We start from the raw sequence: 22,132 nt of genomic DNA, 5'->3' as shown, positions 1-22,132 counted from the left end.
CGCGCCGCCCTGTTGCGGGGCGGCGCGCCCAACGCCTGCATTCACACATTCCCATCTCAAGACGAGGACGCCTCATGCGCCTTGATTCCGCACGCGCCGACCGTATCACCGCCATTCTGTTGATCGCCATGGGGCTGGTCATGCTTTGGGCGGGGTATACCATGGACCGGCTTGAAATCCGCCATATCCACCCGTCGTCCATTCCCGGTCTGGTGCCGATGATTCTGGGCGTTGTCATGTGTCTTTGTGCCGCTGCGCTGTTCATCAGCGCCCGCGACCCGGACACGCCCGCGCCTGACGCGGCATGGGGCACCACGGCAATCGCGGCGGTCTGGTGCATCATCTATGCGCTGCTGATGGTGGGGCATCTGCCATTCTATGTGGCAACGGCGATCTTCATTGCCGGGTTTCTGATAATCTTTGATACGGGAATGCCGCCCCTGAAACGCACCCTGATGAGCATCGCGTTCGGTATCGTCATGGCGGGCCTGATCGGGGCGCTGTTTCGCTATGCGTTTCTGGTGCGTCTGCCATGATGGGGTTCAACGAATTCGCCGCCGCGCTGTTTGGCCTGGCCACGCCGGTGATGTTGTTTCATGTGGTGTGGTCTACGCTGCTGGGCATCTTTGTCGGCTCGCTGCCCGGGTTGACGGCGACCATGGGGGTCGCGCTGCTGACCACCCTGACCTATACCATGGACCGCGACGCCGCGATCCTTGTGCTGATCTGCATGTATGTCTCGGCCATTTATGGCGGGTCGCGTTCTGCCATTCTGCTGAACATTCCGGGCACCCCGGCCAGCGCGGCAACCGCGCTTGATGGCTATCCTTTGGCACAGCAGGGGCGCGCGGGCTATGCCATGGGGCTGGCCACTGCCGGATCGGCCCTTGGCACGCTGATCGGCATCATCCTTTTGGTGCTGCTGGCCCCGCCATTGGCCGAAGCGGCGCTGAAATTCGGATCTTACGAATTCTTCTGGCTGGCGTTGTTCGGCATCGTGATTTCGGGGCAGCTTACCGGTGGCGCGTCGCCGCTCAAGGGGTATATCTCGGGGGTGCTGGGGCTTATGGTGGCGATGGTTGGCTCTGACGGCATCCATTCCTCGATCCGCCTGACCGGCGGCTGGGATCAGTTGAACGGAGGGATCGGCCTGATCCCCGCCATGGTGGGTGCCTTTGGCTTTGCCGAAGTCCTGAGCGTGATGTGGCAGACAGTGCCCGACATGGCCGCGCGCACTGCCAAAGGGGCCAGCCTGCCCCGGCTGATCGACCTGTGGCGTTATCGGATCACCATCATCCGTTCGGGCATCATCGGCACCCTTGTGGGGATCATCCCCGGCGTGGGCGAAGACATCGGCGCCTGGGCCAGCTATGCTGCCGCGCGCCGCAAATCCCCCGAACGCGACCAGTTCGGCAAAGGCAGCACCGAGGGCCTGACCGCCGCCGAAACCGGCAATTCATCGGTTGTGCCCGGCGCCCTGATCCCGGCGCTGACACTGGCGGTGCCGGGGTCCGCCCCGGCGGCGGTGCTGATTGCGGCATTGTTCATTCACGGTATCCGCCCAGGGCCGATGATCATGATCGAGGAACCGACCTTTATCTATTCCGTCGCGGCCATGCTGGTTTATGCGACCATCGCCATCGGCCTGTTCGGGGTGGCGCTGACACCGTTGTTCATTCAGGTGTTGCGGATTCCACGGGCCTGGCTGATGCCGGTCGTGTTTACCCTTTGCGTGATCGGGCCATACGCCCTGACCCAGCGGTTGTTCGATGTCTGGGTGATGGTTGCCTTTGGGCTTATCGGGTTCATGATGCGGCAGATGAAATATCCCGTGGCCCCCATGGTGCTGGGGATCATCCTTGGCGATCTGTTGGACAAATCCCTGCGCCGGGGGCTGATCCTGTCGGATGGGGATGTAACGGCGTTCTTCACCCGCCCGATTTCGGCAGGGTTCGCGATCATCATCGCCCTGTCGATCCTGTTGTCGATTGGCCCGGTGCGGCGTGCGATGTCAGCGCGCAATCCCTTTACCCGGAAGGCGCGGGAATGACCGCCCGCCGCACGCCCCGCCGCCATGATGCCGAAGCGGCCCGCGCTGATATTCTGGCCGCTGCCTTGACCGAGTTTGCCGAATATGGCCACGCCGGCGCGCGGGTTGATCGCATTGCAGTGGCCAGCGGCATGTCCAAGCCGATGATCTATAGCTATTTCACCGACAAAGATGGGCTTTATGCCGCCGCCCTGCGTGAGGCTTATGTGCAGATCCGCGAGGGCGAACGCACGCTGAAACTGACCGATTCCGACCCGTCAGCGGCGATCAGTGCGCTGGTGGGGTTCACGCTGGACCATTTCATCGAAAAGCCGTGGTTCGTGTCGATGCTGAACACCGAAAACCTGCGCGGCGGGCATACCATTGCCGAAATCGGTGATCTGACGGAAATCCAGTCTCATCTGGTGCGCGAGATCGGCCTTATCCTTGATCGTGGGGTGGCCGAGGGGCGGTTTCGCGCCGGGGTCGATCCGGTCGAACTTTATATCACCGTGGCGTCCCTTTGTTATTTTCCGGTGGCCAATCGCCACACCCTGAAATCGGTGTTTGGCCGCGATATTGCAGAACCCGTGCAACGGGCCGAGCGGCGCAAACTGGTGACGGAAATGGTGCTGGCATGGCTGGAGCATGTAGAATGAAACCGAAGATCAGCTTTTGCAACGAGTTGTTGGCAGCGGAACACCCGCGTTTGGGCGATCAGGCCCGGATCGCCCGTGAATTGGGGGCCATGGGGCTTGAGGTTGACCCGATGACCCTGGGCGATGCGCCGCACCGCCTTGCCCCTGCCGCGATTGCCGATATTCGGCGTGAGATTGAGGGCGAGGGTGTGCGCGTTACCGGGCTGCACTGGCTTTTGTCGGGCTATAAGGATGCCTCGGTTACCGATCCGGCCCGGCGCGATGCCACGCGCGATATTCTGCTTGGGCTGGTCGATCTGGCTACCGGTCTGGGGGCCGGGGTCATGGTGCATGGATCACCGAAACAGCGGGTGCCAATGCCCGGTGCCCCCCCAGAGCAGACCATGGAGGATCTGGCCGCCTTCTTTGCCCCCGTGGCACAGGCGGCGCAGGATCGCGGGCTGCTCTATTGTATCGAACCCCTGTCGCGGGCCGAAACGCCGGTGGTCAACACCATTCAGGACGGCGCCGCCCTGTGCCGCCTGGTGGACAACCCGGCGTTCCGCACGATGATCGACACCTCGGCCGCGGGGCAGACAGAACCGCCGGTGGCCGATCTGATTGCCCACTGGCTGCCCACCGGCATGATTGGCCATATGCACTTGAACGACACCAATCGCGGCGCGCCGGGCACGGGCCGCGATCCGTTTGGCAACATCTTCACGGCCCTGCATGACCACGGTTGGGGCGCCCCCATGGGGGTGGAGCCTTTCGTGCTGTCTGGCAGCGCCCGCGACACCTTTGCAACCGCCATGGACACAGTGAACAAACTGTGGCCGGGCGAGACACACCAACAAGCACAGCGATAAGGAACACACCATGGCAACGCAGCGTATCGGGATCATCATGCACGGGGTGACGGGGCGGATGGGGATGAATCAGCATCTTATCCGTTCGGTTCTGGCCATCCGCGATCAGGGGGGAATGCGCCTGAAAAACGGCGATCTTCTGATCCCCGATCCGATCATCGTTGGCCGGAATGAGGCCAAGATCGCCGAGCTGGCCAAACGCCACGGGGTGGAACGTTATACCACCGATCTGGACGCGGCTTTGGCGAACCCCGACGACACCGTGTTCTTTGACGCGGCCAGCACCCAGATGCGCCCGGGCCTGTTGAAAAAGGCGATCGACGCGGGCAAACATGTGTATTCGGAAAAGCCGGTGTCGGAATCCCTGGAAGAGGCGGTGGATATCGCCCGCCACGCCAAGAAGGCCGGCGTGAAGAACGGCATCGTCCATGACAAGCTGGACCTGCCCGGCCTGCTGAAGCTGAAACGCCTGCGCGATTCCGGGTTCTTTGGCAAGATCCTGAGCGTGCGGGGCGAATTCGGCTATTGGGTGTTTGAGGGCGACTGGATGGAGGCACAGCGACCGTCGTGGAATTACCGCAAGCAGGACGGCGGCGGGATGGTGTCGGATATGCTCTGCCACTGGCGTTATGTGCTGGATAATGTGGTGGCGCCGGTCAAGGCCGTGTCGTGCAATGCTGTCACTCATATCCCGGAACGCTGGGATGAAAACGGCGAACCCTATGATGCCACCGCCGACGATGCCGCCTATGCCACGTTCGAGCTTGAGGGCGACATCATCGCACAAATCAACAGTTCCTGGGCCACCCGGGTGCGGCGTGACGATCTGGTGACATTCCACATCGACGGCACCCATGGCAGCGCGGTTGCCGGCCTGCACACCTGTTATTCACAGGCGCGGGTGAACACACCCAAACCCGTCTGGAACCCGGACCAGAAACAGACGATGAATTTCATGGAAGACTGGGTCGAGGTGCCGGACAACAAGGTGTTCGACAACGGGTTCAAGGTGCAATGGGAACAATTCCTGCGCCATGTCGTCGAGGATGGTCCGTGGTCCTATACCCTGAGCGAGGGGGCCAAGGGCGTGCAACTGGCGGAACTCGGGTATCAATCCTCGGCCGAACGTCGTTGGCTTGACGTTCCCGCGCTGGACATCTGAGGGGGCGATATGACACAACTTATCCTTCCCACCAGTGACCGGGGCACGGTGCCCCTGACCCTGACGGCGGGGCCGGTGCCCGTGCGGGGCGGCAACTGGACACGCACCGCCTATGCCGCCGCCCATGTGGTGGCCGATCCGCTGGCACAGGTTGATCCGGGCGACGGTGTGGCCGTTGATTGGGACCGCACGCTGGCCTTTCGCCAACATCTCTGGTCGCTCGGGCTGGGCGTGGCCGAGGCGATGGACACTGCACAGCGCGGCATGGGCCTTGATTGGCCCACGTCGCTGGAACTGATCCAACGCAGCATGGCGGCGGCCCCCAAGGGCGCGCTGATCGCCAGCGGGGCAGGGACAGATCACCTGACCCCTGGCCCGGATGTGACCATCGACGATGTAATCGCAGCCTATGAAATGCAGTGCGAAGCGGTCGAGGCGACCGGTTCGCGCGTCATCCTGATGGCCAGCCGTGCCTTGGTGGCGGCGGCGAAAACCCCCGAGGATTATGCCCGCGTCTATGGCCGGGTGCTGTCGGGGCTGCAACAACCCGCGATCCTGCATTGGCTGGGTGAAATGTTCGATCCGGCGCTGGCAGGATATTGGGGTGACAGCGACCACGGACGCGCGATGGACACCTGCCTGTCGGTGATTGCCGATAACGCCGCCAAGGTGGACGGGGTCAAGATTTCGCTGCTGTCGGCGGACAAGGAAATCTCCATGCGCCGCCGTCTGCCCGAAGGCGTGGTCATGTATACCGGCGATGATTTCAACTATCCCGACCTGATCGAAGGCGATGATCAGGGGTTTTCCCATGCGTTGTTGGGGATATTCGACCCCATCGCCGGGGCGGCCTCGCGTGGCCTTACCGCATTGGCGGCGGGCGATAATGCCGCTTATCGCGCGGCGCTTGACCCCACGGTGGCGCTGTCGCGCCATATCTTCAAGGCGCCGACGCGGTTCTATAAAACCGGGGTGGTGTTTCTGGCCTATCTCATGGGGCATCAGGATCACTTCACCATGATTGGCGGGCAAGAGGCCGTGCGTTCGACCCTTCACCTTGCCGATGCGATCCGGCTGGCCAATGACGCGCAATTGTTCACCGACCCCGAGGAAGTGGCCCGCCGTGCCCGCCCCGTGTTTCAGGCGCGCGGGGTGGCCGCATGAGAACGCTCACCGCCGCTGATCTGTCCCTGAACACGGCGACGGTCAGCAAACAATGGACCCTTGAGCAATGTATCGACGGATGCCAACGCCATGGCATCGGCGGCATTTCCCCCTGGCGGGACCGGTTGCAAGACTGCGGCGTGGACAAGGCCGCGCGCCTGATCCGTGACGCGGGGCTGGGGGTTTCGGGCCTGTGCCGGGGCGGGTGGTACACCGCCGAGGGGGCGTTGACCCAGGCGGTGATCGACGACAACAAACGCGCGGTTGACGAGGCAGCGGCGATCGGCGCCGAATGTCTGGTGATGGTCGTGGGGGGCCTGCCTGAAGGATCGAAAGACGTCAACGCCGCCCGCGCCGTGGTGACTGAGGGGCTGGCGAACACGTTGGACTATGCCCGCACCGTTGGGGTGAAGATCGGCATCGAACCCCTGCACCCCATGTATGCCGCTGACCGGGCCTGTGTGAACACCACCGCCCATGCGCTGGATATTTGCGACCTCTTGGGCGACGGTATCGGCGTGGCGCTGGATGTGTATCACGTCTGGTGGGATCCCGATCTGGCGGCCCAGATCGCCCGTGCCGGCAAGGATCGGCTGTTGGCGTTTCACGTCTGTGACTGGCTGAATCCCACGGCCAACCTTCTGACCGACCGGGGGATGATGGGCGACGGGGTGATCGACATTCCCCATATCCGCGGTCTGGTCGAGGCGCAGGGGTTTGCGGGCCTGAATGAGGTGGAAATCTTTTCCGCCGACAATTGGTGGACAAAGCCCGGCGACGATGTGTTGACGGCCATGATTGACGCGCTGAAGGTGATTTAACGCGCCAGCGCCGTTTCTTGATCAATCCGGCATGATGCCGTGTCGGCCCCTTTTCAACAGGGCCGGCGCGGCAATTGTCGTGCAGGTTTTCCCGATAAAATTACGCAGCGGCATCGTGTTTTCCGCATCCTTGCCCTTGAATGGTAAGCATGCTTATTATATCTGCCGCTTATGAAATCAGAAATCGAAACATTTGGCCCCCTCGTCCACGACGCCGCGCGCCTGTTGCGCAAGCGATTTGAGCTGCGTGGAAGCGAAATGGGCCTGTCCTCGGCGCAATGGCGGCTGTTGCTGCGTTTGCTGCGCGAAGGGCCGACAAATCAGGCGCGCCTGGCCGACATCCTTGAGGTCGAACCGATCAGCGTGTCGCGGCTGGTTGATCGCATGACCACCGCCGGATGGGTGGAACGCCACAAAGACCCCAATGACCGGCGGGCGCATATCGTCGCCCCGACGGAAAAGACACTGAATGCCCTTGGCGATATTCGCGAGATGGCGAATGACGTTTACGCCTGCGCGACCGTGGGCCTGAGTGATGAAATGCGGCGCCAGATGATCGCGTCGCTGCAATTGATCGTCGACAACCTGTCGCGATGTGACGAGTCAGCCGACACCAGATCGGCGCTGGAGAGAACGAAATGACAAGTGTGACGAAAATCAAACAGCCTGCCGAAGAGGCTCTGGAAGACACCCCGGCAGCCGAGACACCGGAACCGCGCCGCAAACGTGGCGGGCGTTTTGTGGTGATGCTGCTTGTGCCGCTGGTGCTTGTCGTTGGCGGGGGTTTTTGTGGCTGTCGGGCGGGCGGTATGAAGAAACCGAAAACGCCTATCTGCATCAGGCCCGTGTTTCGATTGTCAGCGACCTGTCAGGTCGTGTGGTTGAATCGGACGTGGCGGACAATCAAAAGGTTCACGCCGGTGATATCCTGTTCCGCATTGATCCCGAACCCTACCGCCTTGCCGTGGCCGAGGCCGACGCGGCCATTTCCAGCGCCCGGTTGCGGGTGGAACAAATGAAGGCCGGCTATCAGCAAAGCGTCGCCCAGGAAGACGTCGCCCGTGACGAGGTGTCCTATCTCACCAAAGAGCTGGAGCGGCAGCAATCCCTGGCCGACCGGGGGGTGGCGACCGCTGCCGCCCTTGACGGATCGCAACATGATTTGCGCAAGGCACAGGAACAGCTCAGCGCGCTGCAACAGGCCACGGCCAGCGCCCAAGCCGCCCTTGGCGGCGATCCCGCCGCCCCGACCGACGACCACCCCTCTGTCCGGTCGGCCCTGACCGCGCGCGAACGTGCAACCTATAACCTTGAATTGGCCACGGTGCGCGCCCCTGCCGATGGCGTTACCTATCAGGCGGCGTCGTTCCGCGAGGGGCAGTTTGTTGCCGCCGGAACGCCGCTGTTTGTGCTGGTTGAAACCGGCGATTCCTGGGTCGATGCGAACTTTAAGGAAACCCAGTTGACCCACCTCACGGCGGGCCAGTCGGCGGAAATCGAATTCGACATCTACCCGGGGCAGAAATTTGCCGCGACGGTCGAGGCGATCGGGGCGGGAACGGGCGCCGAATTCTCGCTTTTGCCGGCCCAGAATGCGACGGGCAACTGGGTGAAGGTGACGCAACGGGTGCCGGTGCGCCTGCGCCTTGACGGGCCTGTGCCTGCGGGGGTTGACCTGATCTCGGGTGCCAGTTCGACCGTCAGCATCGACACGGGCATCACCCGCACATTGCCGGGCCTTACCGCCTTTGCGGCGCAGTGAGCCGGGAAGGAACCTGAAAGATGAATGCCGCCGCCACGATTGACCCGGATAACGTACCGCACCGGGGATTGATCACGTTGTCAATCATGTTGGCGACGATCATGCAGGTGTTGGACACCACGATTGCCAACGTCGCCCTGCCGTCGATGACCGGCGATCTTGGGGCGTCGCGGGATACGATCACCTGGGTTCTGACCTCTTACATCGTTGCGGCGGCGATCATGACGCCGATGACCGGCTGGGTGTCGGACCGGTTTGGCCGGCACAATGTGTTCATCGTTTCGGTGGTTGGCTTTGTTGTTGCCTCGATGCTGTGCGGATTGTCGTGGAGCCTGAATTCCATGGTGGGATTCCGGCTGTTGCAGGGGTTGTTCGGGGCGGCCATCGTACCGCTGAGTCAGACATTCCTGCTGGATATCAACCCGCGCGAAAAACACGGTCAGGCCATGGCCATGTGGGGCGCCGGTATCATGGTTGGTCCGATCATCGGCCCGACGCTGGGCGGTTGGCTGACCGAGAGTTTCAACTGGCGCTGGGTGTTTTTCATCAACGTGCCGGTTGGTGCGCTGGCACTGGCCGGGTGCCTTGCCTTTTTGCCCCGGGCGGCAACATGGAAACGGCGGTTCGATTTCTTTGGCTTTGCCATGCTGGCCATCGGCATCGGTGCCTTGCAGTTGATGCTGGACCGGGGCGGCGAGGTGGAATGGTTCGCCTCGTCCGAAATCTGGATCTATACCTTTCTGGCCGTCAGCTGTGTCTGGGTGTTTGGCGTGCATATCATGACCGCCAGGGATCCGTTCCTTGACCCGCGTATCTTTGCCGACCGGAATTTCGCCACCGGGCTTATCTTTATCTTCATCATCGGCATCGTTCTGCTGGCAAGTCTGGCATTGCTGCCGCCGATGCTGTCCACGATTTTCGGCTATTCGACGATCACGACCGGGCTTGTCATGGCGCCGCGCGGGGTTGGCACGATGATTTCGATGATCCTTGTCGGGCGGCTGGTGCAGCGGTTCGATGCGCGGTTGCTGGTGGTGGGGGGGCTGTCGCTGACCACCGCGTCACTTTACATGATGACGGGGTTCACACCTCAGATGGATGACATGCCGATCATCGTTTCCGGTGTGGTTCAGGGGTTGGGGCTGGGCCTTGTGTTTGTGCCGCTGTCCACCGTCGCATTTGCCACGCTGCCGCCCAATTATCGCGCGGATGCCACCAGCCTGTTCAGTCTGGTGCGCAATATCGGGTCGTCCATCGGCATTTCGGTTGTGTCGCTGATGCTGGCCCGCAATATTCAGATCAACCATTCCGAGCTGGGCGCCGCGATTTCACCGTTCAACCCGGTGTTGCGCACGCTTTCGCCCGGTGCGGCGGCGGGTGATCCGGGGGTGCTGGCGCAGCTTGACGGGCTGGTGAACCAACAGGCATTGATGATTTCCTATATCGACGATTTCAAACTGATGATGATCGTCACGATGCTGGCGATCCCGCTTGCCCTGCTGTTGCGCCGCCCGGATCATAGCCCGGCTGCCGGTGCGGCCCCCGCGATGGAGTGATCGCGGCGCGCGAATGCAACAGAGCGCCATTGGTTGCCCTGTCGCCGCGCCGTCAGGCTTGGCGGTGGGCGCGAAAAGTGTGATGCATTGACGCGGCAGGGTGCAACGAGGGTCAGATGCAAAAAAGCGCGTATATTGCATCCCTTGATGGAATCCGCGCGATTTCCATTCTGATCGTTTTTGCATCACATGTGGGGTTTGGCCATATCGTGCCGGGCGGGTTCGGCGTTACGATCTTTTTCTTCCTGTCGGGCTATCTGATTACGGCGCTTTTGGCGCGGGAATACAATGGGTTTGGCAGTATCTCGCAGATTGCCTTTTACGGGCGCCGGGTGATCCGGCTGGCGCCGCCCATCATCGTGACGCTTGCCGTCAGCTATGCCCTGTTGTTTCTGGGGCTTGCCGAGGGCGGGTTTGACCTTAACACCCTGATCAGCCAGATATTTTTCTATTTCAATTACTTCAGCATCTGGTCAGATTCGATGCAGACGGTGAATGGTTTGGGAATTCTGTGGTCCCTCGCGGTCGAAGAACATTTTTACCTGCTCTGGCCGATGCTGTTCATCTTTCTTGTCAACAAACGATACGCCAACCATTGTGTTGTTGGCCTGCTTGTCGCGGTGTTGCTGTGGCGCGGGGTGCGTTGGTATCTTCTGGGGACAGGCGATTGGGAGATTTACATTTCCACCGATACGCGGCTGGACAGCATCCTGTTCGGCTGTCTTCTGGCGCTGATGCAATGGCGCGGCATCGCGCAGCGGATGTTCGAGCGGCCCGCAATGGTGCGTTGGGGGATCATTACCCTGGCCATTGCCGTTCTTCTGGCCTGTCTGGTCATCCGGGACGGGGCGTTTCGGGCCACCCTGCGCTATACCTTGCAGGGGATCGCGTTGATGCCACTGTTTTACTATGCGGTGACGCGGCCGGATGATATTGTCTTCCGGCCACTGAACTGGAAACCGCTGCGGCGGATCGGGCAGTGGTCGTTCACCATTTACCTGATCCATCTGGTCGTCATCAACGCGTTGATTTTCAACAACATCAGCACCAGTGGCGCGCCGCTTTTGGTGGGTCTGTCGCTGGTGATTTCCATCGCCTATGCGGCGTTGGTCTTTGCATGGATCGAAAAACCCCTGCACCCGTTCAGGCGCCGGATGATCGGGCATGAAACTGCGGCAGGGAAATTCCCCCGCCGCAGCCCCCTTTAAAGAAAATCGTCGCGCCGTGGTGTAAAGCAATCCACCAACTGGCCCGGCTCAAGGCAGACACAGCCATGGGGCGTGCCAGAGGGCACCACAAGGCTGTCGCCCGGTCCGATCTCAAGCGTCCGGTCGCCCACTGTCATGCGAAAGCGGCCACTGGCAACATAGGTCGATTGGATGTGGGGATGATCGTGAAGGGCGCCAATGGCGCCCTCCTTTTCAAACCGGAACGCCACCATCATCAGATCAGGATGGTCGGCCATCACCTGCCGTGTGACGTGATCGGCGGTTTTGACAACTGGAAAATCCGTCATCGTGTGGTGCTCCTTTTCTTAGCTGAACAACATGCCGCCATTGATATCGACATTTGCCCCGGTAATGAATGCGCTGTCGTCGCAGGCCAGGAACAACACCAGATTGGCAACGTCCACGGGCACGCCCTGGCGTTTTACCGGTGCTGCCGCTTCGACATTCTTGCGCACTTGCGGGGCGGTGTGAATGTTGTGGAAATCGGTGTCGATCATGCCGGGGCACAGGGCGTTGACGCGAATTTTCGGCCCCAACTCTTTGGCCAGACCCCGGGTCATGGTCATAACCGCACCTTTCGATGTGGCATAGGCGATCGAGCCGGGCCCGCCGCCATCACGGCCTGCCTGACTGGCGATGTTGACGATGGCGCCGGTGTCCAGATGGGGCAGGCACGCCTTGATCATCAGAAAGGTGCTGGTCAGGTTCAGATCCATGACCGCGTTCCAATGTTCCAGCGACATTTCCGAAATCGTCTTGCGGGCAATCAATCCGCCGGTGTTGTTGACCAGAATATCGACGCTGCCAAATTCGGCGACGGTCTTGGCGACCAGCGCGTCAACGCCCGCCTGGGTGTTCAGGTCGCCCTGAAGCGCAAATGCCTTGCCACCCGCAGCGGTGATTTCGGCCACGGCACTGTCGGCGCCTTCGCTGCTGGAGAAATAGTTGATGGCGACATTCGCGCCTTCTTCGGCGAGACGGATCGCACATGCGCGCCCGATGTCACGCCCGGCACCGGTGATAATGGCCGTTTTTCCTGCTAGTTTCATGTTGTTTCCTTCCTGTAAGGTTACGTGCGCGGCGTCGTGCCGACATTGAATGTTTTGGGGACGATAACCCTGAAGCTGCGGTCAGCGGAATCGGTGAAATAGAGGTCGCAGTCATAGCCCTGGTCATCGAGGAAGCTAAAGATGCGGCGCGGCGCCGACAAGGGATAGGGGACGATCAATGTTGCGATCCGGTGGCGGATTGCCTTTGGGAACTTCGCGTTCAGGCAGGTGCTGACGGGCAGACCTTCAATTTCAGAGGGATCGACACCGGCAAAGCCGGTTTCCTGCGTCAGGCGGGGCGCGCCCGCTTCGGACCACAGGAATTGGCCGTAAAAACCCGCCTTTTCGCCGGTATAGCGGAATGTGCTATCCCCCAGCGCCATGGGCGCGTTGGCATGAAGACGCCAGTCAATCTCAACCGGTTCATCGGCATCAATGCTGTCGACCACGACGAAAAACATGTTGTTGACGAAATAAACGTCACGCTGAACCGAAGTCACCTCGGGGGTCAGCGTTTTATAGGCCGCCGTGGCATCGCCCTGCATGAAGATGTGATCGTCGTGGGTTTCGGCGCGGGTGATCTGCCCGGTCGATTGCATCGCGCGGGCCTTGTCCTTGCCTGCGTATTGGCCTTTTCCGTTGATCAGGATGGCGTTTTTTGAATGGGTCTGCCTGCGCCATGCCTGGTGCATGGTGCTGTTGAAGGCCACGTAATGCCCCGACAGGATTGCCAGATCTTCGCCAAAACCGGCAAGGCAGAATGCGTTCTGATCGCCGTGACTGTGGCTGATCGACCCATAGGGCGACGATTTCATCACGAATTGGATGTGGTTGTCGGGGTCTTGCATCCGGTGCTGAATCGCGACCCAACCGATGCCCTTGAACCAGCGGAACTGATCGTCATCGGCGGGGGGCACCGCTTCGATAATCGGGAAGTCGGTGCGATAGGCCAATTCGTCGAAATTGAAATCCCACCAGCCCCAGTTATAAAATGCCTTTTCGGTGCCGGGGTTGGTGCGTTTGATTTCGTCGTAATACCATTGATAGGCGCCGTTGCCGGTCACCCCCGCATATTGGCGCAGGTTATAGCCGATCTTGACGGCGGGCAGATCGCCCTGCGTGCTGTCATCGCCAAAGGTTGCGCGGCGGGTATCGGTGGCCTTGGTGTAAAGCGGGAAATCGCCGGTTTTCTGAAAGAACGGACGTTGATACAGGTCGATCCCGGCATAGCCCTTCAACAGGTTCGCCGCATCAATCAGATAGGCCATGCCGGTCATCCAGTAATGCGGCCCTTCGGCCCACCCGCCATCGGTATCGCCCCAGGGGGAATAGACGGTGAACAGGAATTCGATGGAATAGTTCAACCAATCCTCGGCCTCGGGGGCGTCATCCAGCAGGGCGATGGCCGCAGGCACAAGAACGGCAGAAACCGCACGTACCGCGTGGCTGTCAAAGGGAAACAGTTGAATGTTGGCGTGTTTGATCACGTGATCGGCGGTTTCGCGGGTGCGTGCCAAAAGGGCCGCCCTGACGATTTCGCGTTCGCCATCGTCAAGCTGATCGTGCAACCAGTCATAGCCCCAGGCCAGCGCGAGGTTCACCCGAAACGCCCATTCGTCGGTATAGCTGCGCGATGTGGTGCCCACCGGATCCCATGCGGCGGCGGCCAGCAGCCATTCCTTGGCCCGGGCCAGCATCGCGGCATCGCGGGTAACCTGCCCGCCAATGGCCAGATGGCGGATCGCATAAAGCAATTCCTGACAGTCGATATAGGTCTGCCGCCAGATTGGAGCGATACGTTTGTGCCCCGGATATCCTGCCGGTTCGGCCATGATTTCGCGGTCCATCCATGGCAGGACAGAGTGCTCAAAGAACGTGGACCATGTGCAATGGCCGGCGTCCGTTGCCACGTCCCTGGCGAAACTGGCAAGGCGGTCGGGGGTCAGCCACAGGCGCGGATGGCTGCGGTTGGTGTGGGCCAGGCGGGTCTTGCGGTCGGCCAGTGGCGTTTCGGGCAGGCCTTCGGCCAGGCTGAAGGTGCGGTCACTGCTCCACCCGGTTGCGGGTTTGCCGGTTTTCGGGTCGCACACGGCATAGGACCAGACATAATCGCCCGCAGGCAGGATGATGTCGGGGGTAAAGAAATTCAGCGGAATGTCAGTGAATACATGGGTGTTCTTTGTCGGATACCCCGGATCGGCCGAGACCCGCAGCATATAGCGCGCCTCGTCTTCAATCACCGGCAGCCAACTGAAACGGGGCGGGTTTTCCGCGACGGCGGCACCCCCTGTCGGGCCATATTGGATGGTTAGCCGGCCGGTTGTCGGCTCATCAAGCATGGGGAGTGTCTGGCTTGGCATAGGAGCGCTTTCTGGTGGTGCGGAAAAATCGGGTGCGGCCCCGCAAGGCCGCGCCCGGTGGGTGCCTGAATCAGTTATACTGACGCGCGTAAGCGGTGTTCATGACATCAATCACCTTGTCATACCCCATCTTGGTCAGGGTCGCGGTGTAGTCGTCCCAATCTGCCTTGATGTCGCCGGTGCCCAGAACCCAGGCCTGCTGACGTTCCAGCATATAGGTGCGCAGCGAGGGCCAGTATTTGTCATAGACCGACTGTTCCTCTTCGTTCAGCGCAACGCCGAGAAATTGGTCAATCAGCAGATCGTTGGCTTCGTAAAGCTCGATCCCTTTGCGCGCCGCTTCGGTTGTCCACTGCCATTCATAGCGGTAATCCTGCCAATAGCCGCGCGGAATTTGTGCGCCGACCAGATACATCTGGCTGTTTACCGGTGAATCGCTGTTCAGAACCTCGGGCTTGTAGATCGGCTCGCCGTCGATCATGTCCCATGTCTGGCCTTCAACACCAAAGTTCGACAACAGGCGGCCCTGTTCGGTGAACCAGAAATCAAAATACTTGATCGTTTCGATCTGATGTTCGTTCTGATAGCTGATCGCCCAGCCGTCGGGCTTGATCGGGATACGACGGTGTTCTTCCATCCGCACGCCACCCGCCGATTCAGGCGGCAGGAACGGGATAAAGTTGATCCCTTCGACCTTGTCGGCCAGCGCGTCGTTATACCCCGAGGTGGAGGCGAACCAATCGTGGGTTAAACCGCCAAGGTTTTCTGACAACAGGTAATCGCGTGACGACGACCCACGGGTATAGATTTCGGGGTCGATCAACCCTTCCTTGTACCATTCCGCCACATGGGCCAGACCATCGCGATAGGCCGTTTGCGCATAGGGATGCACCACCTTGCCGTCGTCGGTGACATAAAAATCGTGATAGGTGTCCGAACCGGACGACCGTGCATCCCAGAAGGTAAGAAGGCGGTTTACCTCTTCCCACTGGCGGGCAAAGAACGGAATTTCATCTTTTATGCCGTTGCCGTTGGGATCCTGGTCACGGAAAGCGACAAGAACATCGTGCAGTTCGTCGACGTTCTGCGGCTGTTCCAGCCCCAGTTTATCAAGCCAGTCCTGACGGATGAACCAGGCCCGGCCAAATTTACCATCGGGCAGATAGGGAATGTAATAATAATTCCCGTCATAGGACGAAATTGCCTGTTGCAGGCCCGGGTGCGAATCCCAGAAAGCCTGAATATGGGGGGCGTATTCCTTGACCAGGTCGTTCAGTGGCACAAACGCCCCCTGAGGCCCGTATTGGTTGACCGGCTGCTGGATCGCGGCGCCCCCGACGATATCGGGCAGATTGCCCTGAGCCAGCAGCAGGTTCATCGCCTCAATGGAATCGGTGGTATTGCGGCCCGCTGTCTTGTCGACCAGATGGATGTTCGTCATCTCTTTCGCGGCGGTTTCAACCGGATATTCCGCGCCCGTCTTGGGCACCTCATAGCCCTGCGTGCGGGCCCAGTGCATGTGAATCGTCAGGTCCATCGGTTTATCGGTTACCAGCAAACTGTCGTCTGCAAAGGCTGGTGCGGTGATTGCCGTGGTCAACAGGATGGCCGAAGCCAGGGTTAATTTGCGCATGGTTTCCTCCCTAATGCGGTCGATTGTCATTCTTTCACGCCGCCAAGCATGATGCCCTTGTTGAAGTATTTTTGCAGGAACGGGTAAATCAGCAGGATCGGAATGATCGAGCAGACGATGATCGCGGCGCTGACCGTTTCAAAGGAATAGGCCGCGTTCAAAAGGCTGCTGGCGAATTCCTCGTCGTCGGACAATTCAACGATCACATGGCGCAGATACACCTGCAGCGGCACCTTGCTTTCGTCCTGCAACAACACCATCGCCCAGAAAAACCCGTTCCAGCGTGACACGATGCAAAACAATGCAACGGTGGCGATGGCCGGCTTTGACAGGGGCATATAGACCTTCCACAGCACCTGAAATTCATTCGCGCCATCCATCCGCGCCGCTTCTTCAAAGGATTGCGGGATGCCTTCGAAAAAGTTGCGCAGCAGAATGATGTTAAAGCCGTTGACGGCAAACCCGATGATGATCCCGAAATAGCTGTCGAGCAGGCCAAGATCGCGCATGTTCAGGAAAAACGGGATCATCCCGGCGTGAAACCACATGGTGAAGGCCACCATCAGGTTCCAGAACCGCCGCCCGTAAAGCTGTTTGCGCGACAGGGCGTAGGCCCCGGGAATGATGAACGCCAGGCTCATCAATGTGCCGCCGATGGTATAGATGAACGTGTTCTTGTAGGACGTCCAGAACATCGGTTCCGACAGGACACGTTTATAGGCTTCGAGGGTGAACCCGACCGGCGTCAGCACCACGTTTCCGGCGCGCGCCTCAAGCCCGGTACTCATGGACAGGGACGCGATATAGATAAACGGATAAAGCGCCGAGAGGGTGAATATACCGATCAGGATCATGTTGAGGATGACGAAGGCCTTGTCACCGCGCGAATAGAGATTCATGTTCAACATCAGAGGTTTCCCTTACCAAAGCGACGTGCGTGAATAACGCTTGGAAATGGTGTTCGCGCTCATCACCAGAACAAAGGCGACGATGGCGTTGAACAGCCCGGCGGCGGCGGCCAGATCGTATTGTCCACCCTGAATACCCTGACGATAGATAAAGGTGTTCACCACATCCGCCGTTTCATAGGTGGCGGGCTGATACAGCAGGATGATCATCTCGAACGACACTTCGAGCATGTTGCCGATGCGGATGATCAGCATGATGATGATCGTGGGCAGGATTGACGGCAGCGTGATCTTCCACATCATCTGCCAGCGTGACGCCCCATCCACCACTGCGCTTTCATACAGTGTGGGCGATATGCCGGCGATGGCCGCAAGATAGACGATCGATTGAAAACCCGCCTCTTGCCAGATTGTCGTTCCGACAAAGATCGGCCTGAACCATTCAGGTTTGGTCAGGAAATAAATCGAGTCGATCCCGAACCACCCCATGATTGTATTCACAAGACCCGCAGATGGTGAAAACGCCGTAATCACGATCCCGGCGATAATCACCGATGAAATGAAATGCGGCAGATAAACGATGGTTTGCGCGGTTTTCTTGAACGTCTGGTGCAGAACCTCGTTGAACATCAGCGCCAGAAGGATCGGCATGGGAAAGCCGAAAAGCAGGCTGAGCATGCTGATATAGATGGTGTTGCGCAGGGCGCGGATGAATTGATCATTGCCGAACAGCGTGTAGAAATGCTCAAGCCCGATCCAGGGGCTGCCGGCGACGCCGCGGAAGATACTGTAATCCTTGAAGGCGATCTGCAGCCCGTACATCGGTTTATAAAGAAACACGAGCAGCCAGATGATCGTGGGCAGCAACATCGCGTAAAGCTGCCATTCCTTGCGGAAATGGTCGGTTACGCGGGTGATCCGGCTGGGTTTGCGGCTGCGCAGCGCCTCTTTTGCGCCGACAATCAGTTCCTCGGTCGATCCGCCGACCTTGCTTCCCGGGGCCTTCATGCGACCCGGGTCTGGCCTGACAGGGCCGCTCCGGTCTGGGCATCGAACACCTTGATCAAATCAGGTTTGACGGTAAAGCCACTGGCGGAATCCAGCTTGGACATCTGCCCCAGTGTTTCGGTGCGGATGACAAAGGGGTCACCTGCAAGGGTCATGTGCAACAGCGCCTCGGACCCGAGGGTTTCGACCAGTTCAAGCGCGCAGGCGACACTGCCCGCGACGGGTGCCGAGACAACCTCGGCGTATTCGGGGCGAACCCCGACGATCACCTTGCGCCCCACGGCATTTTGCAGGCCGGGCAAGGGGGGCAGGGGCAGCGTTTGCCCCGCGAAACTGGCCACGGGCGCTGCGTCGCCATCTGCGATCACGGCCGCGATCATGTTCATCGGCGGGGCGCCAAGAAACCCGGCCACAAAGGCGTTTGCGGGGTTCAGGAACAATTCCATCGGTGATCCGATCTGTTCGATCCGCCCGTCGTTCATCACGACGATCCGATCCGCCAGGGTCATCGCCTCGACCTGATCGTGGGTCACATAGATGCTGGTGACACCCAGACGGTTGTGCAGGCGTTTGATTTCGGCCCGCATCTGGGTGCGCAGTTTCGCGTCAAGGTTGGACAGGGGTTCATCGAACAGAAACACCTTGGGGCGGCGCACGATGGCGCGGCCCATGGCCACCCGCTGGCGTTGCCCGCCCGAAAGATCGGCCGGGCGGCGTTCAAGGTATTCGGTCAGGCCGAGAATGCCGCCAACCTCTTGCACGGCGGCGTCGATGTTGGCCTTGCTTTCCTTACGGATGCGCAGACCAAAGGCGATATTGTCGGCGACGTTCAGGTGCGGATAAAGGGCATAGTTCTGAAACACCATGGCCACGTCACGATCTTTTGGCGCGACGCGGTTCACCGCGCGCCCGTCGATGGTAAGCTGCCCGTCCGAGATTTCCTCAAGCCCGGCGATCATCCGCAGGGTCGTGGATTTGCCACAGCCGGATGGCCCCACCAGAACCACGAACTCTTTGTCCTGCACATCAAGATCAATTCCATGGACGACCTGAACGGCCCCATACGCTTTGACGATGCTTTCAAGTTGAACCCCTGACATGATCCCTCCCTGCCCTACGCGGCCCTTTAAAAGCGCCCGCAAATTCGGTTCCCGATGTGTGCCCGACGCGGGGCTGTGATTCTAAAGCCGGTCTCACTTATTCCAACTGGCATACTAGTAATTGATCTGACATACTAGTATGAATTCACGTAAAGGGAGAGAAAATTCCGCGACTCTCTCAACTCAGAAGGGATTTGTGATGGAAATCAAAGAAGTGGATGCGCCCCCGATCACGGCACCCACCGCCGTTGGGATTGGTGGCGGAACAACTGGCCTTTCGTGGCCGGTTTGGGTATTCAGCCAAAACTTTTGAGGACGCCCCGATGGAACATGTCACGCAAATCAAAGATCGCCGAACCAGCGTGGAAACCATATTCGATCATCTTTACGAAGAAATTGCCTCGCTGCGGCTATTGCCCGGTGACAGGATATCCGAGGCTGAAATCGCGTCTCAGTTCGGGGTTTCCCGCCAGCCGGTTCGCGATGCGTTCAGCCGGCTGGAAAGCCTTGATTTGTTGATGATCCGCCCACAGCGGGCGACCGAGGTAAAGCGGTTCTCGGTCCGGGAACTTGCCAAGGCCCGGTTTGTGCGCGCCGCCGTGGAAGCCAAGGTTCTGCAACAGGCGGCTGCCGAATGCGATCCGACAGGTGCCGCGCTTCTTGATGCTTGCCTTGATCGACAACGCATCGTTGTTCAGGCGGGCGATTATGCAGCCTTCGGACCGCTGGATTACGAGTTTCACAAGACCCTGTGCGACATTGCAAAAGCAGATTTCGCGTTCGAGGTTATCGCGTCGGAAAAGGCCAAGGTCGACAGGCTGTGCCTGCTTGCTCTGGCAAAAGAGGACCGGATGGTCCAACTGCTGAGCGATCACGAAACGATTGCCGAGATGGTCAAAGGCAACGACGCCGACGGGGCAACCAAGGCGGGGATGGTGCACCTGTCCCGTCTGGATGCCACGATCGAAGCGGTTTCAAAATCAAATGCCCGGTATTTCGACCCATAGCCTGCCCCCCGGCCTGACCAAGCCATAACGCCCGTTTCGGGTGTTCCCGACCCGGCGCATGCGGTGCCGGGCCGATCTGCCGTGGCAGATGCACGACGGATGAAACTCTCAAGACGGCAGCCCATGCAACACAGTTCCACCCCGTCCACCTATGCCATTTTTCAAATGGCATGGCCGCTGACGTTAAAGGCGATCATGCTGCACGGCATTGTTGTAATCGATGCCTTTCTTGTTGCCGGGCTGGGGGAACAGGCGTTGGCGGCCATGGGGCTGGCCAGTGCCATAGGCGGGTTGCTTTTGGGCGTTCTGCTGGCTTTTTCGACCGCCACGGTCATTCGTGTGGCACAGGCCTATGGCTCGGGGCAGGCGGTCGCCCTGAAAACGGGGTTTTACTGCGGCTTGCTGATCAACTTGGGCGCCGGCATATCGGGCATTCTCGCGGTGTGGCTGGTGGGTGATGATATCATCGCGGCCTTTGCCCACAGCCCCGAAATTGCCGTGCAGGCCGAACGCTATCTCGCGGTTTTCACGCTTGTGGTTCTGGGCGAGGCCGTGGGCCAGTGCATTGCGGGACATTTCAACGGCTGTGGCGAAACGAAAATTCCGTTCTACAGCTATCTTATCGCGGTTCCGGCGAACGTGGGCCTAAGTATCGTGCTGATTCACGGGCTGTATGGATTTCCCGAACTGGGGCTGATGGGGGCGGCGGCGGGCAGTGCCATCGCGTCATTCATGCGGGCATTGTACCTTGGTATCCGGTTTTACCGGTATTGCGGCGGATATCTGGATGTTCCGGGTTGGTTGCAGGGCACGTTGCACCATTCGGTCAGGCGGCATCTGGTGTTTGCCCTGCCCATTGCCGCAACATTTATCAGTTCCAACGCGGCCAACAGTGTTGCAATGCTGCTTTATGCCAATCTGAGCGTGAACCAGTTTGCCGCGCTGACGTTGATTTTGCCCTGGGTTCAGATGGCGGGTACGTTCGGAATCACCTGGGCGCAAGCCACGGGAATCATCGTTGCGCAACTGTTGGGCAAGGCACAATCCAGTGCCACGCTTGATGAATTTCTGGTCCGGGCGTGGCGCGCGGCCTTTGTGGCGGCGGCGGTGGTTGCGGTGATCTATCTCTGCGTCGGCCTGTCGTCGGGCTGGCTTTATCACGACCTGCAACCCGAAACCAAAGCGGCGCTTTTCGCGTTTCTTCCCGTGCTGTTGCTGTTGCCGTTTCCCAAAGGCTCAAACGCGATTTGCGGCAATACCCTGCGGGCGGGGGGCGATACGGTTTACGTCATGAATATCTTTGTCGCGTCCCAGTGGCTGTTCCGGGTGCCGCTGACGGCGGTTCTGGTGCTGTATCTGCACCTGTCGGCCCCATGGGTGTTTTCGCTGTTATTGATGGAGGAGCTGGTCAAATTCCCCGCCTTTCACTTGCGGCTGCTGAAAGGGAAATGGAAGCGCGCGCTATAGCGAAAGCCCCGACAGAACCGCCAACACATAGATCCCCGCAATGGTCAGCGACAGCCCAACGGCCAGCGACCCGAGATCCTTGGCGTGTTTTGCCTCAAGCGACCATTCCGGCGAAATCCGGTCGGTCAGAACCTCGATCGCGGTGTTCAGGGCCTCGACCACCAGAACGCCCAGAAACAGGCACAGCAACGTCAGCCACTGACCGATGGACGCGCCCCGGATCAGAAACAGAACCGCCGCCAACGCCGCCGCGCCCAGTTCAAGGCGTGCGGCGCTTTCATCCATCAGGCGGCGAAATCCGGCAATCGAATACCCCGAGGCATCGACAATATGCGCCAACCCGCGCCTGGGTTTTGGCACGGGCCGGGGT

The 22,132-nt window shown here is 59.9% G+C and carries 20 protein-coding genes and 1 pseudogene; 13 read left to right on the top strand and 8 right to left on the bottom strand.

All coding sequences use genetic code 11. From position 1 onward, the window contains the following. The first annotated feature begins 74 nt into the window (after positions 1-74). From AC0L7P_RS21410 to AC0L7P_RS21360, 11 genes and pseudogenes are all read left to right on the top strand, one after another. On the top strand, positions 75-536 hold the full coding sequence (locus AC0L7P_RS21410; protein ID WP_473436138.1) for a tripartite tricarboxylate transporter TctB family protein: 462 nt from the start codon (positions 75-77) through the stop codon (positions 534-536). Next, positions 533-2,050, top strand: a complete 1,518-nt coding sequence (locus tag AC0L7P_RS21405) for a tripartite tricarboxylate transporter permease (RefSeq protein WP_473436137.1) — start codon at positions 533-535, stop codon at positions 2,048-2,050. The genes AC0L7P_RS21410 and AC0L7P_RS21405 overlap by 4 nt, the downstream gene beginning before the upstream one ends. Continuing rightward, complete coding sequence (locus tag AC0L7P_RS21400) at positions 2,047-2,688, top strand: TetR/AcrR family transcriptional regulator (RefSeq protein WP_473436136.1); 642 nt, start codon at positions 2,047-2,049, stop codon at positions 2,686-2,688. Before AC0L7P_RS21405 ends, AC0L7P_RS21400 begins: the two co-directional genes overlap by 4 nt. After that, entirely contained in the window at positions 2,685-3,536 is an 852-nt protein-coding gene (locus AC0L7P_RS21395; protein WP_473436135.1) for a sugar phosphate isomerase/epimerase family protein, read from the top strand. Before AC0L7P_RS21400 ends, AC0L7P_RS21395 begins: the two co-directional genes overlap by 4 nt. 10 nt (positions 3,537-3,546) lie before the next feature. After that, a complete protein-coding gene (locus AC0L7P_RS21390; protein ID WP_473436134.1) occupies positions 3,547-4,698 on the top strand; it encodes a Gfo/Idh/MocA family protein in 1,152 nt (383 codons plus the stop codon). A 9-nt stretch (positions 4,699-4,707) separates the two neighbouring features. Further along, positions 4,708-5,862: a dihydrodipicolinate synthase family protein gene (locus AC0L7P_RS21385; RefSeq protein WP_473436133.1), complete on the top strand. Its 1,155-nt coding sequence runs from the start codon at positions 4,708-4,710 to the stop codon at positions 5,860-5,862. Then, entirely contained in the window at positions 5,859-6,683 is an 825-nt protein-coding gene (locus AC0L7P_RS21380) for a sugar phosphate isomerase/epimerase family protein (protein ID WP_473436132.1), read from the top strand. Before AC0L7P_RS21385 ends, AC0L7P_RS21380 begins: the two co-directional genes overlap by 4 nt. 171 nt (positions 6,684-6,854) lie before the next feature. Next, complete coding sequence (locus tag AC0L7P_RS21375) at positions 6,855-7,325, top strand: MarR family winged helix-turn-helix transcriptional regulator (protein WP_473436131.1); 471 nt, start codon at positions 6,855-6,857, stop codon at positions 7,323-7,325. Next, positions 7,322-8,445 (top strand): annotated as a pseudogene (locus AC0L7P_RS21370) (HlyD family secretion protein). Before AC0L7P_RS21375 ends, AC0L7P_RS21370 begins: the two are co-directional and overlap by 4 nt. 20 nt (positions 8,446-8,465) lie before the next feature. Then, positions 8,466-10,001, top strand: coding sequence for a DHA2 family efflux MFS transporter permease subunit (locus AC0L7P_RS21365; RefSeq protein WP_473436130.1), 1,536 nt, complete (start codon positions 8,466-8,468; stop codon positions 9,999-10,001). Between the two features lie 116 nt (positions 10,002-10,117). Continuing rightward, complete coding sequence (locus AC0L7P_RS21360) at positions 10,118-11,209, top strand: acyltransferase family protein (protein WP_473436129.1); 1,092 nt, start codon at positions 10,118-10,120, stop codon at positions 11,207-11,209. Here AC0L7P_RS21360 and AC0L7P_RS21355 read toward each other — a convergent pair. The 7 genes from AC0L7P_RS21355 to AC0L7P_RS21325 form a co-directional block, all read right to left on the bottom strand. Then, a complete protein-coding gene (locus tag AC0L7P_RS21355) occupies positions 11,206-11,517 on the bottom strand; it encodes a cupin domain-containing protein (RefSeq protein WP_473436128.1) in 312 nt (103 codons plus the stop codon). The genes AC0L7P_RS21360 and AC0L7P_RS21355 overlap by 4 nt on opposite strands. 18 nt (positions 11,518-11,535) lie before the next feature. Next, positions 11,536-12,279: an SDR family NAD(P)-dependent oxidoreductase gene (locus AC0L7P_RS21350; protein WP_473436127.1), complete on the bottom strand. Its 744-nt coding sequence runs from the start codon at positions 12,277-12,279 to the stop codon at positions 11,536-11,538. Positions 12,280-12,299: 20 nt separating this feature from the next. Continuing rightward, positions 12,300-14,639, bottom strand: a complete 2,340-nt coding sequence (locus tag AC0L7P_RS21345; RefSeq protein WP_473436126.1) for a DUF4962 domain-containing protein — start codon at positions 14,637-14,639, stop codon at positions 12,300-12,302. 70 nt (positions 14,640-14,709) lie between these two features. After that, complete coding sequence (locus tag AC0L7P_RS21340) at positions 14,710-16,272, bottom strand: extracellular solute-binding protein (protein ID WP_473436125.1); 1,563 nt, start codon at positions 16,270-16,272, stop codon at positions 14,710-14,712. A gap of 26 nt (positions 16,273-16,298) precedes the next feature. Further along, complete coding sequence (locus AC0L7P_RS21335) at positions 16,299-17,180, bottom strand: carbohydrate ABC transporter permease (protein ID WP_473436124.1); 882 nt, start codon at positions 17,178-17,180, stop codon at positions 16,299-16,301. Positions 17,181-17,192: 12 nt separating this feature from the next. Next, entirely contained in the window at positions 17,193-18,050 is an 858-nt protein-coding gene (locus AC0L7P_RS21330) for an ABC transporter permease (protein ID WP_473436240.1), read from the bottom strand. 134 nt (positions 18,051-18,184) lie between these two features. Next, complete coding sequence (locus tag AC0L7P_RS21325) at positions 18,185-19,288, bottom strand: ABC transporter ATP-binding protein (protein WP_473436123.1); 1,104 nt, start codon at positions 19,286-19,288, stop codon at positions 18,185-18,187. Positions 19,289-19,611: 323 nt separating this feature from the next. Here AC0L7P_RS21325 and AC0L7P_RS21320 point away from each other — a divergent pair, with 323 nt between their 5' ends. Beyond that, complete coding sequence (locus AC0L7P_RS21320; RefSeq protein WP_473436122.1) at positions 19,612-20,295, top strand: GntR family transcriptional regulator; 684 nt, start codon at positions 19,612-19,614, stop codon at positions 20,293-20,295. A 123-nt stretch (positions 20,296-20,418) separates the two neighbouring features. Further along, entirely contained in the window at positions 20,419-21,762 is a 1,344-nt protein-coding gene (locus tag AC0L7P_RS21315; protein ID WP_473436121.1) for an MATE family efflux transporter, read from the top strand. Here the strand turns inward: AC0L7P_RS21315 and AC0L7P_RS21310 are convergent. Beyond that, positions 21,757-22,101, bottom strand: coding sequence for a diacylglycerol kinase (locus tag AC0L7P_RS21310; RefSeq protein ID WP_473436120.1), 345 nt, complete (start codon positions 22,099-22,101; stop codon positions 21,757-21,759). The two genes, AC0L7P_RS21315 and AC0L7P_RS21310, sit on opposite strands and share 6 nt — an antisense overlap. Positions 22,102-22,132 lie beyond the last annotated feature (31 nt).

Source organism: Oceaniglobus sp. K40-3 (genome assembly GCF_055808395.1).
Note: the sequence above shows the minus strand (reverse complement) of the source record. Positions and strands in the feature narration are given on the sequence as shown.